The organism is Streptomyces caelestis (assembly GCF_001279005.1).
Lineage (GTDB): Bacteria > Actinomycetota > Actinomycetes > Streptomycetales > Streptomycetaceae > Streptomyces > Streptomyces heliomycini.
Window position 1 is genome coordinate 19,348 of the sequence record NZ_LGCN01000221.1, and the last position, 13,939, is coordinate 33,286.

Sequence of the window (13,939 nt, forward strand, 5' to 3'; positions counted from 1 at the left end):
GCGGAGCCGCCGGGGCGGGCGGCTCGGTCGGAGCCACCGTGGGCCGGGGGCTCCTGTTGGCGGTGCACCGGACGGTGCGGACCGGCACCGTGGTCGGGGCCGGTCCGCACACTCGGGTCAGGCGAGGCTCGAGATGGTCTCGCGGACCTTGGTGATGATCTCGGTGGGCATCGGGGCGTAGCCGGCGTCCGCCAGCAGGCCCTGGCCGTCCTCCGAGGCGATGTAGTTCAGGAAGGACTTGGTGGCGGGCAGGGTGTCGGCCTTGTTGCCCTTGTCGCAGACGATCTCGTACGTGACGAGGACGAGCGGGTAGGCGCCGTCGGCCTCCGGGGTGTAGTCCATCTCCAGCGCGAGGTCCTTGCCGGTGCCGACGACCTTGGCGGCGCCGATGGCGGCGGTGGCGTTCTCGATGGTGGCCTCGACCGGCTCGGCGGCCTCGGTCTTGAGGGAGACGGTGTTCATGCCGTCCTTGGCGTAGGACAGCTCCATGTAGGAGATCGCGCCCGAGGTCTGCTTCACCTGCTGGGCGACACCGGCGGACTGCGGAGCGGACTGGCCGCCCTTCGCCTGCCAGGCCTTGCCGCCCTCGTACTTCCAGTCGTCGGGCGCGGCGGCCTTCAGGTACTTGGTGAAGTTGTCCGTGGTGCCGGACTCGTCGGAGCGGTGGAAGGCCTGGATCTTCAGGTCGGGCAGCTTGGCGTCGGGGTTGAGCTTCGCGATCGCCTCGTCGTTCCACTTGGTGATCTTGCTGTCGAAGATCTTGGCGAGGGTCGAGGCGTCCAGGACGAGGGAGTCGACGCCCGGGACGTTGTAACCGATCGCGATCGGGCCGCCGACCATCGGCAGGTCGATGCCCTGACCGCCGGAGCAGATCTTCTTCGAGGCCTCGATCTCCTCGGGCTTCAGCGCGGAGTCCGAGCCGGCGAACGCGGTCTGGCCCTGGGTGAAGGCCGTGATGCCGGCGCCCGAACCGGTCGGGTTGTAGTTGACCTGCACGCCCTTGCACGCCGCGGCGTACTGCTTGACCCAGGCGTCGATGGCGTTCTTCTGGGCGGAAGAGCCGGAGGCCTGCAGCTGGCCCTTGGCGTCGCCGCAGTCGATGTTGCCGGCCTGTGCGGTGGCGGAGGCGCCGCCGCCGTTGCTGTCGCCGGTGTCGTCGGAACCGCACGCCGTGAGGGCCAGGGCGCCGGAGACGGCGAGAGCACCGAGAGCGAGGGCCCGCCGGTTCTTGCGCTGAAGCTTCACTTGAGTCCCTTCCAGTGGCCGCCGTCCTGAATTCGGCGGCGTGCGAAGTGTGGGTGATGCGGTCACCCGTCTCTTCGGGCGATCCGCATCGCGTAAGGCCGAAATTAGGCAGAACAGGTGAAGGAGCTCATTGGCGTAAATGAACGCGGGGTGAACCCCTGTGGACGGTGCGGTGAGGTCACGGAACGCTCACGTCGAGGACACGGGGGGATACCGGGCGGGAACGGGACACTCACCGTGCCGGGCGGAGGGTGGCGAGGAATGCGTCCACGAGGTCGGCGTCCCGGGGCTCGGTGAGGCGGGCGCGGGCGGCTTCAGGGGGGAGCCAGAGGACGCGGTCCACCTCGTCGTTCGGGGTGAACGCGCCGGAGACGGCCTCGGCCGCCCAGTAGCGGACCCGCTTGGGGCGGCCGTTCGCCAGGTAGTGCGCGCTGGGGAGCTCGGCGGCCGGGACGGCGCTGTGGCCCGTCTCCTCGGCGACCTCGCGCAGGGCGCCGGCCAGCGGGTCCTCGCCCCGCTTGAGCTTGCCCTTGGGCCAGGACCAGTCGTCGTACTTCGGCCGGTGGACGAGGCAGAGTTCGAGCGCGCCGGTCACGGGGGAGCGACGCCACAGGACGCAGCCGGCGGCCTGGACGGTGAGGGCGCCGTGCCGCGCGGAGCCGGGGGTGCTCACCGGGTGCCTCCCTATAACGTGCCGAGGGCTTCCTTCTGCCAGGCCCGCTGGAACGCGTACCGCGCCGCCTCCACCTCATGCCGCTGGTCGGCGTGGAGCACGCCCAGCGCGTATGCCGTGGCCGGCGCGATCCGCGGGGTGCGGGCCGCCTGCGCGGCGGCGGCCGCGGCCTCGGAGGCGTCGCGGTGCCGGTCCAGTGCCCCGCCGGCGGCGAGGAGGCCCGGGTCCGGGCCGGCGTGGAGGACCTCGAGGGCGTAGCGGTGCAGGCGCAGGAGGAGCCGGACCTGGTGCCAGGGGGCGTCCTGCGGGTGCGGGGCCGGGTCCGGGGAGAGTCCGTGGACCAGCGCCTCGGCGTTGTACGGGCTGCCCGCGGTGAGCAGGGGCAGCGCGGCGACGGCGTCGGCGAGCCGTTCGCGCGCGGCGTCGGCGAGCGGGCGCAGATCGGCGCGGTCCGCCGCCGGGGACAGCGGGACCTCGCTGGCGAGCACGGCCACCTTGTCGGCGACGGCGTGGAACCGGGAGGAGCCGAGGGCCTGCAGTGCGGTGGAGTGCGCACGGGTCCGGGCGAGGGTCAGCTGCCGGTCCAGCAGGGCGCCGGCCTTGGCGGCGCCGACGGTCAGGTTCCCCCGGTCCGGGGCGGTGACCCTGCGGTCGGCGGTGGCCGTCAGCGTCGCCGTGGCGGTGCGGGTCCCCCCGAGGGCGGTCGCCGTGGCGGTGCGGCGCAGGTGCGCGGGGTGTCCGTCCCCGGCTTCGCCTTCGGCCGGGAGGCTGTTCCCCCTCGTACCGCCCGTGCGGGGTTCGTGGTCGGGTGCGGGCGGCCCCTGTGGGGCGTTCTCGCCATCGGCGGCCGCGGCGCGGGGCGACAGGGGCGGTGCCCCCGACAGGCGGTGCAGGGCCGTCAGGAGCTGCTCCAGGCGGGACGCGTAGGCGTGCTCCAGGGCCAGGGTGCCGGAGACCCAGGCCAGTTCGGGGCGCATCGCCTCCGACCAGTCGGGGTCCAGGACCGGCTGGAAGGTGTGCAGGCTGGCACTGACGCGGCGGGCCGCGCGGCGCAGCGCGCGGGCCGCCGCGACGGAACCCTCCGACGCGGCCGCGCCCGCCCCGGCCTCCCGGTGGAGGCGCAGCGCGCGGAGGAACTCGGTCGCCCGGTCCCGCAGGTAGCCGGCCAGGACGTCCGCCGGTACCGGACCGGCCGTCGGGTCAAGGTGTCGCTGTGCCACGCCGGCGCCTCCGGGCGTCTATGAGCATCTCCTGGACGTTGCGCAAGGGCTGGCCGTCCGCGTCCGTCGCGTGCCGGGTCCACTCGCCGTCCGCGGCGAGGTGCCAGGACTGGGTGGTGTCCGACATGCCGGTCTCCAGCAGTCGGTTCAGGGCCGCCCGGTGAGCCGGGTCGGTGACCCGCACCAGCGCCTCTATCCGGCGGTCGAGGTTGCGGTGCATCATGTCCGCGCTGCCGAACCACACCTCGGGCTCGCCGCCGTTGCCGAAGGCGAACACGCGGGAGTGTTCGAGGAAGCGGCCGAGGACGGACCGTACCCGCACGTTCTCCGACAGGCCCGCCACGCCGGGCCGGATCGCGCAGATGCCGCGCACCCAGATGTCCACCGGCACGCCCGCCTGCGACGCCCGGTAGCAGGCGTCGATGACGGCCTCGTCGACCATCGAGTTGACCTTGATGCGGACGTAGGCGGGGCGCCCGGCGCGGTGGTGCTGGGCCTCCTTGTCGATGCGGGAGACCAGGCCGTCCCGCAGGGACTTGGGGGCGACGAGGAGGCGCCGGTAGGTCTCGCGCCGGGAGTAGCCGGAGAGCCGGTTGAACAGGTCGGAGAGGTCCGCCCCGACCTGCGGGTCCGCGGTGAGCAGCCCGAGGTCCTCGTAGAGGCGGGCCGTCTTCGGGTGGTAGTTGCCGGTGCCGACGTGGCTGTACCGCCTGAGCGTCTCGCCCTCCTGACGGACCACCAGGGACAGCTTGCAGTGGGTCTTCAGGCCGACCAGGCCGTACACGACGTGGCAGCCGGCCTCCTCCAGCTTGCGCGCCCACTTGATGTTCGCGTGCTCGTCGAACCGCGCCTTGATCTCGACCAGCACCAGCACCTGCTTGCCGGCCTCGGCGGCGTCGATGAGCGCGTCGACTATGGGGGAGTCGCCCGACGTGCGGTACAGGGTCTGCTTGATGGCCAGCACGTCGGGGTCCTCGGCGGCCTGCTGCAGGAACGCCTGCACCGACGTGGAGAACGAGTCGTACGGGTGGTGCAGCAGCACGTCCCGGCTGCGCAGGGCGGCGAAGACGTCGGGCTGGGACGCCGTCTCCACCTCCGCCAGGTCGCGGTGGGTGCCGGCGATGAACTTCGGGTACTTCAGCTCGGGCCGGTCCAGGCCGTGGATGCGGAACAGGCCGGTGAGGTCCAGCGGGCCCGGCAGCGGGTACACCTCCGCCTCGCCGACCTTCAGCTCGCGCACCAGCAGGTCCAGCACCTCGCGGTCGATGGACTCCTCGACCTCCAGGCGCACCGGCGGCCCGAAGCGGCGCCGCATGAGTTCCTTCTCCAGCGCCTGGAGCAGGTTCTCCGCGTCGTCCTCCTCGACCTCGAGGTCCTCGTTGCGGGTGAGCCGGAAGGCGTGGTGCTGCAGCACCTCCATGCCCGGGAACAGCTCCTCCAGGTGCGCGGCGATGACGTCCTCGATGGGGACGTAGCGGCCGGGGGAGCTCTCCAGGAAGCGGGACAGCAGCGGCGGCACCTTGACGCGGGCGAAGTGCTTGTGGCCGGTGACCGGGTTGCGGACGACCACGGCCAGGTTCAGCGACAGGCCCGAGATGTACGGGAAGGGGTGCGCGGGGTCGACCGCGAGCGGGGTGAGGACCGGGAAGATCTGGTGCCGGAAGAGGGTGAACAGGCGGGCCTGCTCCTTCTCCGCCAGCTCGTTCCAGCGGACCAGGTGGATGCCCTCCTCCGCGAGTGCGGGGGCGACGTCCTCGTGGTAACAGGCGGCGTGCCGGGCCATCAGCTCGCGGGAGCGGGCCCAGATCATCTCCAGCACCTCGCGCGGCTGGAGACCGGAGGCGGAGCGGGTGGCGACGCCGGTGGCGATGCGGCGCTTCAGTCCGGCCACGCGGACCATGAAGAACTCGTCCAGGTTGCTGGCGAAGATCGCCAGGAAGTTGGCGCGCTCCAGCAGCGGTGTGGCGGGGTCCTCGGCGAGTTCGAGGACGCGTTCGTTGAACGCGAGCCAGCTGCGCTCCCGGTCGAGGAAGCGGCCCTGCGGGAGCGGGGTGGCGCCGTCCGCCACGGACTCCTCGTAACCGTCGAGATCCGCGTCGATGTCGGGTTCCAGGTCGGAGACCACTCCGGCCACGGTGTGCGGACGGTGGGCGGCGATGGAGCCCACGGAGGGCTGCGGGTGCTGTGCCTGGGCGTTGGGCTGGCTCATGACCCCATTCTTCCGCGCCGGGGGCGTCACGGGCGCGTCGGAATGCGCGGGTGGGAGCGGTGGTGGCCCTGAGGCGTCCCCGTTCCCCCCGTTCACCCTTGGGGGCGGTGAAGGCTCCGGCACGGCGGGATGCATTGGCCGAGCGTCGCAAGCCTGTCTGAATCAATGGTTACGGAGACATGACGTCCGGGATATCGGGCAGCGGCTCACGGGGGTGCGGGTCCCGGCGCGGGGAGCCGTACGTCCCTCCCCGCCGGGAGGGACGCACGGACGCGGGCGTCAGGCCGTGCGGCGGCGCGGCACCCGGCGGCCGGCGGGCAGCCGGAAGGAACAGTCGCGCAGCGCGGGGGCGACGCGTCGGCCGAAGCGCTTGCCGAGCGCGTCCGCCTCGATGGCCGGGACGGTCATGACGGGTCTCCCTGAGGGGGCTTCGGGGGTGCGGGGTCCGGCGTTCGTACCGGGTGGTGGGTTTCGAGCACGGCGGTGAAGAGCGCGGCCACGTCCTCCCGCTCCAGGCCGGCCTCGCGGGCCCGGGACGCCCAGTCCTCCAGCTCCGCACGGAGCGGGGAGTCGGCGGGGGCGGCGCCCAGGGAGCGCCGTACGAAGGTGCCGAGTCCGCGCCGGGCCTCCACCAGGCCCTCGCGCTCCAGCTCGCGGTAGGCCTTCAGCACGGTGTTGGGGTTCACGGCGGTGGCTTCGACGACCTCGCGGGCCGTGGGCAGCTTGTCGCCGGGCGCCAGCAGGCCCAGGCGCAGGGCCTGTTCGGTCTGCTGCACGATCTGGACGTAGGTGGCCACGCCACTGCGCCGGTCGATGCGGTAGTCGACCACTTGGCACCACCCTTTCACTCATTGAGTAGTGAAAGGGTGGTACAGGGGGGTGGGAAAGTCAACCGCGATCCCGTGAACCGATCGCCGCGGGTCGTTCGATGAGGGGACGTGAGCGAAACGAGAAGCGACGGGGAGCTGCTGCGCTCCGTCGCGTCGGACGGGGACCGCCGCGCCTTCGAGGAGCTGTACCGGCGGTACGCGCCGTGGCTGACCGCCCGGATGCGCGGCCGGTGCGCCGACGCGGGGATCGTCGACGACGTCGTGCAGGAGACGTTCCTGGCGGTGTGGCGGGGGAGCGCGCGCTACCGGGAGGACGGGGACGCGGCCGGCTGGCTGTGGCGGATCGCCTCGCGCCGGCTGGTCGACGCCCTGCGCGGCGCCGGGGCACGCGGCCGGCTGCGGCAGACGCTGGCGCGGCTGCGGCACCGGGACGAGGCCTCGGCGGAGGACCACGTGCTCGCGGGGGTGGAGCACGGGGACCTCGCCGGTGCGCTCGTCCGGCTGTCGCCGGAACTGCGCGCGGTGCTCCAGGCCACGGTCGTCGACGGGCTGACCACCCGCGAGGCCGCCGTCCTGCTCGGCATCCCGCCGGGCACGGTCAAGACGCGGGCGATGCGGGCCCGCAGGCAACTCCGGGAGGCGCTGGCATGACGTACGGAACGACGGGCGGCACGTCCGGGGGCGGCACCGGCTGGCACGTGTCCGAGGAGGACCTGCGGGCCTACGCGCGGGGCGGCCTCCCGGCGCCCCTGCTGTGGTCGGCCGACGCCCACCTCACCGCCTGCGCGCACTGCCGGGCCGTCCTCGCCGACGTGAGCGACCCCGCCGCCCTCGACGCCGGATGGGAACGGCTCGACGCCGAACTGGACGCGCCCCGGCCCGGATTCCTGGAGTCGCTGCTCCTGCGGCTCGGCATCGCAGACCACACCGCGCGGCTGCTCGCGGCCACCCCGGCGCTGCGCCTCTCCTGGCTGGGCGCGGTCGCCGCGGTCCTCCTGCTCACGGTGGCCGTCACCCTCGGTCGCGGCGCCACCGGGTCACCCACCCTCTTCCTCGCCCTCGCACCGCTGCTGCCGCTGGCCGGGGTCGCGTTGTCGTACGGGCCCGTGCTGGACCCGACGTACGAGATGGCGGTCGTCGCCCCGATGCACGGCTTCCGGCTGCTGATGATCCGCACGGTGGCGGTGCTCGGCGCCGGGCTCGGCCTCAACGGGCTGGCCACGCTCGCCCTGCCCGGATACGGGCTGCGCGCCCTGGCCTGGCTGCTGCCCGCCCTCGCGCTCACCGCGACCGGGCTGGCGCTGACCGCCCGGCTCGGCCCGGTGCTCGCCCCGTCCCTCGTCGGCGGCGGCTGGATCGCGCTGCTGCTCACGGCGGACGCCGCCCGGACCGGCGGGGAGGGCCCGCTCGCCCCGTTCACCGCGGCCGGACAGGGCGTGTCGGCGGCGGTCGCCGTCCTCGCCGCCGGGCTGCTGGTCCTGCTCCGGGACCGCTTCGACCTCAGCGGCCGACGTACGGCCTGACGGCTGCCCGGTTTCCCGCCGGAGGGGGTGAACGCGGCCTGACGGCCCCGGTTCTCCTTCCCTCCGCCGGGGCGGGCTGATCACCCCGATTCCCCTTCTGCCGGGAAACCCGGCCGTCCGTTCTGGTGTCCGGTCGGCCGGTGCTCCTGGGCCGTCCGTCCCGGTGCTCGGCCGGCCGGGGATCCCCGGCCGTCCGCCCCCGGCTGATCCCCGGGCCGGGAAGCGCGGGCCGGCCGCCTGCTGCTCCGTCCACCCGCCTCCACCTGTAAGGGAGTTCCGTATGACCCCCACCGTCTCCGCCTCCGGGCTGAGCCTCCGCTACGGCGGTACCCGCGCCCTCGACGACGTGTCGCTGCGGCTGTCCGCCGGCGTCACCGGGCTGCTCGGGCCCAACGGCGCGGGCAAGACCACGCTGCTGCGGGTGCTCGCCACCGCCGTGCCGGCCGACCGGGGCGCCTTCACGGTGCTCGGCCACGACCCGGGCACCTCGCGCGGCCGGCAGGAGGTCCGGCGCCACCTCGGCTACCTGCCGCAGACGCCCGGCTTCCACCCCGACTTCACCCCCTTCGAGTTCGTCGACTACGTGGCGATCCTCAAGGAGCTCACCGACCGCGCCGCCCGCCATCGCGAGGTGCGCAGGGTGCTCGACGAGGCCGGCCTCGACGGCGTGCGCGGCAAGCGGATCCGCAAGCTGTCCGGCGGCATGCGGCAGCGGGTGGCGCTGGCGGCGGCGCTCGTCGGCGACCCCGCGTTCCTCGTCCTCGACGAGCCCACCGTCGGACTCGACCCGGAGCAGCGCATGCGCTTCCGGGAGTTGATCGCGCGGGCCGGTGAGGGCCGCACGGTGCTGCTGTCCACGCACCAGACCGAGGACGTGGCGATGCTCTGCCACCGGGTCGTCGTCCTGGCCGGTGGCACCGTCCGCTTCGACGGCACCCCCGCCGAGCTGACCGCGCGGGCCGCCGGCCGGGTGTGGAGCAGCGCCGAACGCGACCCGGGCGCGAAGGCCGGCTGGCGCACCGGACTCGGCACCTTCCGCAACGTGGGCGACCCGCCCGTCGGCGCGGACCTCCTCGAACCCACCCTGGAGGACGGCTACCTGCTCACCCTCGACGGACTCGACGGTGTGGACACGGAGGTGGCCGCATGAGCACGCTCACCGCCGGGACCCCGGCCGCCACGGTCACGGCCGGGACCCGTACGTCCTGGGCGGCCGTCCTCACCCTGGCCCGCTTCGAGACCCGCCTGCTCCTGCTGCGGGCTCCGGTCCTCGTCGCCTTCGCGGTGTACCTCGGCTGGACGGTGTGGAGGACCCGCACCTCCTGGGACGGCTTCCCCGCGCTGCAGGACGCCGACCGCGCCACCCAGGGCGCGCCCCTGCTCGTCGGTCTCGCGGTGCTGCTCTGCGCCAACCAGGCCGTGCTGCGCTCCCGCCGGTACGACACCGACCGGCACCTCGCCGTGCTGGTGGTCCAGCCGTGGCGCCGTACGGCCGCGCACCTGCTGTCCGTCGCGGCCGTCGCGCTGCTCACCGGGGTGTGCGTGGCCGGCCAGTTCACCTGGGAGGCGCTCAAGCCCGGTGCCGTGGGCCAGGGGTCGCCGGGCGAACTGCTCGTGGGCCCGCTGTGCGTGCTGCTGTTCGGCGCGGCCGGAGTACTGCTCGCCCGGCTGGTGCCGTCGGCGTTCGCGGCCCCGCTGCTGATCGTCCTCTGCCTGTTCTTCGCCCTGCTCGCCCCCATGGCGTCCGACGAGGACAGCGCGGCACGCTGGTTGTCGCCGGTGGTCGAGGAGAGCGGCCCCCATCCCCTGCCGTCCGAACTGCTGGGCCGCCCCGCCGCCTGGCACGCCCTGTACCTCGCCGGGCTGGCCCTGAGCGTGGCCCTGACCGCCGTGCTGCTTTCCGGAGCCGGCCGGCTGCGGTCCCTCCGGGCGGCCTGCGCCGGCGCCGTGCTGCTGACCCTGGTGGGCGCGGTGGCCCAGTCCCAGGGCGTGCCGCGGGAGACGACCGAGGCGCGGACGCGGTACTCCGTCACCCCGGAGAAGGAGCAGCGGTGCGCCGAACGGGACGCCACGACGTACTGCGCCTTCCCGGAGTGGGGAGCACGCACCGACGACTGGGACCGGGTCCTCGACGGCGTGCGCTCCCTCGCGGGCGGCGCCGCGCAGGACCGGCCGCTCGTCGTACGGCAGCGGGTCGAGGCGCGGTACGGCCTGGCCGGCGACGCGGCGATCGACCCGGCCACCCGCCCCGGCGAGATCACCGTCGGTACGTCCTGGGGCGGCAACAGGGCCCCGGAGTTCGCCGTCGCCGTGGCCGGTGTGCTGGTCGCGGGCACCGAGGCGAAGGCGGGCGGGATGTGCGACGGCCGGATGGTCACCGTCATGTGGCTGGCGCTCGCCGACCGGCCCGACCCGATGGCGGACCTGCGGCGGGTGCGCCTGGACGACAGCGACGCCGGCTCGGCGGTCGTCCTCTCGCGGACGAACCCGCTGTCCATGACCGCCGCGCAGACGGAGGTGGTGCGCGAGCTGCTGCTGCGCCCGAAGGACGGGACCGCCGCGAAGGTGAGGGCGCACTGGGCCGAGCTGACGGCTCCGAAGGTGACGACGGACCGGGTCGCGCGACTGCTGGGCCTGGACGAACCGGAGGCGAGGGACGAGTGCCTGTGAGGGCCATCGACCCGGCTCTGCTGCGGCCGGCCGTACGGACCATGCCCTGGAGGGCGATCGGCGCGGCCGGGGCCCTGGGCCTGCTGCTCGCCGCCGTGCCGAGGCTGATGGGCGAGGAGGCGGACGCCCGGCTCGCGCTCGACGCGCTGCGGGCGTCCGCCGTGACCTTCGCGCTGGGGGCGGCCTTCGTGCTGGACGACCCGGCCCGGCACACCACGGCCGCCGTCCCCACCCGGCGGGCCGTCCGCCACGGACTGCGCGTCCTCCTCGTGGCCTCGGTCGCCGCCGTGTGGTGGACGGCCGCGCTGCTCCTCGTCCCGGAGGCCGTGCGCCCCCCGGCCGTCGGGATCACCGTCGAGGCGGCGACGGCCCTCACCCTCGCCCTGTCCGGGGCGGCGTTCGCGATCCACCGCGGGGACGGCGCCCGGCCGGGCCGGGCGGTCGCCGCGTTCCTGCTCACCCTGGCGGTCCTGGGCCCGCTGCTGACCCCCGGGAGCTGGGCCCTGTTCGTGCCCCCGGACGACCCGAGGTGGGCGGCGGCCCACGGCCGCTGGGCGGTGCTGCTGTGCGCGGAGGTGGTGGTGGGCGCGGTGTGCGCGGCGGAACCGGGGCGCCGCCTCACTCCTCGCGGGCTCAGGTCTCCGTCCGGTACATCAGGTCCGTCTCGTGCGTGACGAAGCCCAGCCGCTCGTAGACGGAGACCGCCGCCTTGTTGTCGGCGTCGACGTAGAGCATGGCCGTCGGCAGTCCCCGCTCCGCCAGGTGCCGTAGCCCGATCGTGGTGAGGGACCTGCCGAGGCCGCCGCCCTGGGCGTCGGGGCTCACCCCGAGGACGTACACCTCGCCGAGGTGCTCCGCCGCGTGCACCTTGGTCCAGTGGAAGCCGACGAGCCGGCCGTCCTTCTCCGCCAGGAAGAACCCCTCGGGGTCGAACCACGCCTCGGCCTTGCGGTCGTCCAGGTCGCGCTGGGTGAGGGCGCCCTGCTCGGGGTGGTGGGCGAAGGCGGCGGCGTTCAGCGCGAGCCAGGCGGCGTCGTCCCGCCCCGGCACGAACGTACGGACGCTCACGCCCTCCGGCAGCACCGGGTCGGGCAGGTCGAGGCCGGCCAACGGCCTCCGCATCTGCCGCAGTTCCCGGAACAGCGTCAGCCCGAGGACCTGCGCGAGGTGCCGGGCGGCGGAGTGGCCGCCGTGCGCCCACACCCGCAGCCGCTTCCCGGAGGCGGCGAGCAGCGCCGAACCGAGCGCCCTCCCGTGGCCGTTGCCCCGGTAGGAGGGGTGCACGACCAGTTCGGCGGCCGGCGGCTCCACCGGATCGGTGTCCTCCAGCTGGGCGTATCCGACGAGTTCGCCGTCGACGGAGAGCAGCAGGTGCGAGATCCCGTCCCGCTCCCCGCCGCGCAGCTGCAACCGCCCCTGTTCGGACACCGCCTGTTGTCCGTCGGTCCGGGCGGCCTCCGCGAGCAGGGCGAGCACCGCCTCGGTCCGCTCGGGGCCGAGCGCGGCGTACGTCTGGAGCGAGCGGGGGCGGGGCCGTGCGAAGTCGTCGCTGGTCATGCGTACGAGATTAAGGGGAGGCGGCCCCAAAACGGACAGTGGCGGCGTCGACGAAACCTCAACCAGGCCGTAACCCCGAATACCCTGTTGCGCTACGCGCGTTGACTCTAGGCTGCGCCGGTACCCACTCGGACCCACAGGGGGGCGCATGCCAGCCACATCCCCGGCGCACCACCAGCGCCGCAGACGCCGTACGAACCGTCTCCTCGCGACCGCCGCCGGTGTGCTCACCGCCGGCGCGCTGGCCGCGGCAGCCCTGCCGGGGTCGGCGACCGCGGGCGAGAACCACGGGAACAAGGGCAAGACCCACCCCGGCCGCTACCAGGACGTGCAGCTGCTGTCCTTCAACGACCTGCACGGCAACCTGGAGCCGCCGTCCGGCTCCTCCGGCCGGGTCACCGAACTCCAGCCCGACGGCACGACGAAGACCGTCGACGCGGGCGGCGTGGAGTACCTCGCCACCCACCTGCGCGAGGCGCGCAAGGGCAACCGCTACTCCATCACCGCCGCCGGCGGCGACATGGTCGGTGCGTCCCCGCTCCTCTCGGGCCTCTTCCACGACGAGCCCACCGTCGAGGCGCTGAACAAGCTCGACCTCGACGTGACGAGCGTCGGCAACCACGAGTTCGACGAGGGCGCGAAGGAACTGGCCCGCCTCCAGAACGGCGGCTGCCACCCCGTCGAGGGCTGTTACACCGACAAGCGGTTCAAGGGCGCCGACTTCCCGTACCTGACGGCGAACGTCCTGGACGAGAAGACGAGGAAGCCCCTCCTCAAGCCGTACTGGGTGTGGAAGAAGCAGGGCGTCAAGATCGGCTTCATCGGCGTGACCCTGGAGGGCACCCCGAACATCGTCTCGGCGGAGGGCGTGAAGGGCCTCGCCTTCGAGGACGAGGTCGAGACGATCGACAAGTACGCCGAGGAGCTCCGGCGCCAGGGCGTGAAGTCGATCGTGGCGCTGATCCACGAGGGCGGCTTCCCGGCCTCGTCCTCCTACAACTACGACTGCGACTCCCCGGGCGCGGGCGACGGCGTCTCCGGCCCGATCGCGGACATCGCGAAGAACGTCTCGCCGCAGGTGGACGCGCTGGTCACCGGCCACACCCACAACGCGTACGTGTGCACCGTCCCCGACCCGGCGGGCAAGCCCCGCATGGTCACCTCGGCCGCGTCCTTCGGCCGCCTCTACACGGACACCACGCTGACCTACGACCGCGCGACGGGTGACATCGCCCGTACGGCCGTGAAGTCCGCGAACCACGTGGTCACCCGGGACGTCCCCAAGGCGCCCGACATGACCCGCCTGATCGACCGGTGGAACACCCTCGCCGCCCCCATCGGCGACCGCGCGATCGGCTACATCTCCGGCGACGTCGTCAAGGACGGCACGGAGTCCCCGCTCGGCGACCTGATCGCCGACGCGCAGCTGGAGTACGGCAGGACGCTGGACGCGGAGACCGACCTGGCGCTGATGAACCCCGGCGGCATCCGCGCGTCCCTCACCCACGCGGCCGGCGGCAAGGAGGGCGACGGCGTGGTGACCTTCGCCGAGGCCTTCACCGTCCAGCCGTTCGCCAACACGGTCAACCTCCAGGACTTCACCGGGGCGCAGGTCGTCCAGGCCCTGAAGGAGCAGGTCAGCGGCTCGAACGAGGCGGCCCCGAAGATCCTCCAGATCTCCTCCGGCCTGACCTACACCCTGGACCTGACGAAGACCGGCGCGGACCGCGTGGTCACGGACTCGATCAGGCTCGACGGCTCGCCCATCGACCCGTCCGCCACCTACCGCGTCGCGACCAACAGCTTCCTCGCGGGCGGCGGCGACGGCTTCCCGACCCTGGGACAGGGCACGAACGACCTGGTCGGCGAGGACGACCTGACGGCCCTGGAGCGGTACCTGACCGCCAACTCGACGCCCACCACCCCGATCGCCCCGCCGAAGGCGGACCGCATCACCATCGTGCGGTGACCGTCGTCGGGGCCGGCACGAGGCGTGTTCACCGCCTCGTGCC

General features: G+C 73.7%; 13 protein-coding genes. 6 read left to right on the forward strand and 7 right to left on the reverse strand.

All coding sequences use genetic code 11. From position 1 onward, the window contains the following. Nucleotides 1-117: 117 nt before the first annotated feature. The 6 genes from pstS to ADK41_RS27050 all read right to left on the reverse strand — a co-directional run bounded on the left by pstS (nucleotide 118) and on the right by ADK41_RS27050 (nucleotide 6,177). The gene (pstS, locus tag ADK41_RS27030; protein ID WP_030829506.1) at nucleotides 118-1,245 is read right to left on the reverse strand and encodes a phosphate ABC transporter substrate-binding protein PstS; all 1,128 of its coding nucleotides are present in this window, start codon (nucleotides 1,243-1,245) and stop codon (nucleotides 118-120) included. Nucleotides 1,246-1,477: 232 nt separating this feature from the next. Then, nucleotides 1,478-1,918 carry an NUDIX hydrolase gene (locus ADK41_RS27035; protein ID WP_030829503.1) on the reverse strand — a complete coding sequence of 147 codons (441 nt, stop codon included), beginning with the start codon at nucleotides 1,916-1,918 and terminating at the stop codon, nucleotides 1,478-1,480. Between the two features lie 11 nt (nucleotides 1,919-1,929). Continuing rightward, entirely contained in the window at nucleotides 1,930-3,138 is a 1,209-nt protein-coding gene (locus tag ADK41_RS27040) for a CHAD domain-containing protein (protein ID WP_030829500.1), read from the reverse strand. Next, nucleotides 3,119-5,482, reverse strand: a complete 2,364-nt coding sequence (locus ADK41_RS27045; RefSeq protein WP_106979500.1) for an RNA degradosome polyphosphate kinase — start codon at nucleotides 5,480-5,482, stop codon at nucleotides 3,119-3,121. Before ADK41_RS27045 ends, ADK41_RS27040 begins: the two co-directional genes overlap by 20 nt. A 144-nt stretch (nucleotides 5,483-5,626) precedes the next feature. Further along, entirely contained in the window at nucleotides 5,627-5,755 is a 129-nt protein-coding gene (locus ADK41_RS43980; protein ID WP_267883149.1) for a hypothetical protein, read from the reverse strand. Beyond that, complete coding sequence (locus ADK41_RS27050) at nucleotides 5,752-6,177, reverse strand: GntR family transcriptional regulator (RefSeq protein WP_030829494.1); 426 nt, start codon at nucleotides 6,175-6,177, stop codon at nucleotides 5,752-5,754. Before ADK41_RS27050 ends, ADK41_RS43980 begins: the two co-directional genes overlap by 4 nt. Nucleotides 6,178-6,285: 108 nt before the next feature. Between ADK41_RS27050 and ADK41_RS27055 the strand changes: the two genes are divergently transcribed. The 5 genes from ADK41_RS27055 to ADK41_RS27075 all read left to right on the forward strand — a co-directional run bounded on the left by ADK41_RS27055 (nucleotide 6,286) and on the right by ADK41_RS27075 (nucleotide 11,044). Beyond that, complete coding sequence (locus tag ADK41_RS27055; protein WP_030829491.1) at nucleotides 6,286-6,828, forward strand: RNA polymerase sigma factor; 543 nt, start codon at nucleotides 6,286-6,288, stop codon at nucleotides 6,826-6,828. Further along, the gene (locus ADK41_RS27060) at nucleotides 6,825-7,700 is read left to right on the forward strand and encodes a hypothetical protein (RefSeq protein WP_037804561.1); all 876 of its coding nucleotides are present in this window, start codon (nucleotides 6,825-6,827) and stop codon (nucleotides 7,698-7,700) included. The genes ADK41_RS27055 and ADK41_RS27060 overlap by 4 nt, the downstream gene beginning before the upstream one ends. Nucleotides 7,701-7,980: 280 nt before the next feature. Then, complete coding sequence (locus tag ADK41_RS27065) at nucleotides 7,981-8,850, forward strand: ABC transporter ATP-binding protein (RefSeq protein WP_030829483.1); 870 nt, start codon at nucleotides 7,981-7,983, stop codon at nucleotides 8,848-8,850. Continuing rightward, entirely contained in the window at nucleotides 8,847-10,370 is a 1,524-nt protein-coding gene (locus ADK41_RS27070; protein WP_030829480.1) for a hypothetical protein, read from the forward strand. The genes ADK41_RS27065 and ADK41_RS27070 overlap by 4 nt, the downstream gene beginning before the upstream one ends. Beyond that, nucleotides 10,367-11,044: an ABC transporter gene (locus ADK41_RS27075; protein ID WP_234318875.1), complete on the forward strand. Its 678-nt coding sequence runs from the start codon at nucleotides 10,367-10,369 to the stop codon at nucleotides 11,042-11,044. Before ADK41_RS27070 ends, ADK41_RS27075 begins: the two co-directional genes overlap by 4 nt. Here the strand turns inward: ADK41_RS27075 and mshD are convergent. Further along, the gene (gene mshD / locus ADK41_RS27080) at nucleotides 11,004-11,927 is read right to left on the reverse strand and encodes a mycothiol synthase (protein WP_030829474.1); all 924 of its coding nucleotides are present in this window, start codon (nucleotides 11,925-11,927) and stop codon (nucleotides 11,004-11,006) included. The two genes, ADK41_RS27075 and mshD, sit on opposite strands and share 41 nt — an antisense overlap. Nucleotides 11,928-12,075: 148 nt before the next feature. Between mshD and ADK41_RS27085 the strand changes: the two genes are divergently transcribed. Next, nucleotides 12,076-13,896 (forward strand): bifunctional metallophosphatase/5'-nucleotidase, encoded by a 1,821-nt coding sequence (locus ADK41_RS27085; RefSeq protein ID WP_030829471.1) that lies wholly within the window; start codon nucleotides 12,076-12,078, stop codon nucleotides 13,894-13,896. Nucleotides 13,897-13,939: the final 43 nt, after the last annotated feature.

Bases quoted from the DNA above. Each gene is read 5' to 3' on its own strand.
- ADK41_RS27045 (WP_106979500.1), bottom strand. From the start codon at position 5,482: ATGCATCCCGCCGTGCCGGAGCCTTCACCGCCCCCAAGGGTGAACGGG.
- ADK41_RS43980 (WP_267883149.1), bottom strand. From the start codon at position 5,755: ATGACCGTCCCGGCCATCGAGGCGGACGCGCTCGGCAAGCGCTTCGGC.
- ADK41_RS27060 (WP_037804561.1), top strand. From the start codon at position 6,825: ATGACGTACGGAACGACGGGCGGCACGTCCGGGGGCGGCACCGGCTGG.
- ADK41_RS27065 (WP_030829483.1), top strand. From the start codon at position 7,981: ATGACCCCCACCGTCTCCGCCTCCGGGCTGAGCCTCCGCTACGGCGGT.
- ADK41_RS27070 (WP_030829480.1), top strand. From the start codon at position 8,847: ATGAGCACGCTCACCGCCGGGACCCCGGCCGCCACGGTCACGGCCGGG.
- mshD (WP_030829474.1), bottom strand. From the start codon at position 11,927: ATGACCAGCGACGACTTCGCACGGCCCCGCCCCCGCTCGCTCCAGACG.
- ADK41_RS27085 (WP_030829471.1), top strand. From the start codon at position 12,076: ATGCCAGCCACATCCCCGGCGCACCACCAGCGCCGCAGACGCCGTACG.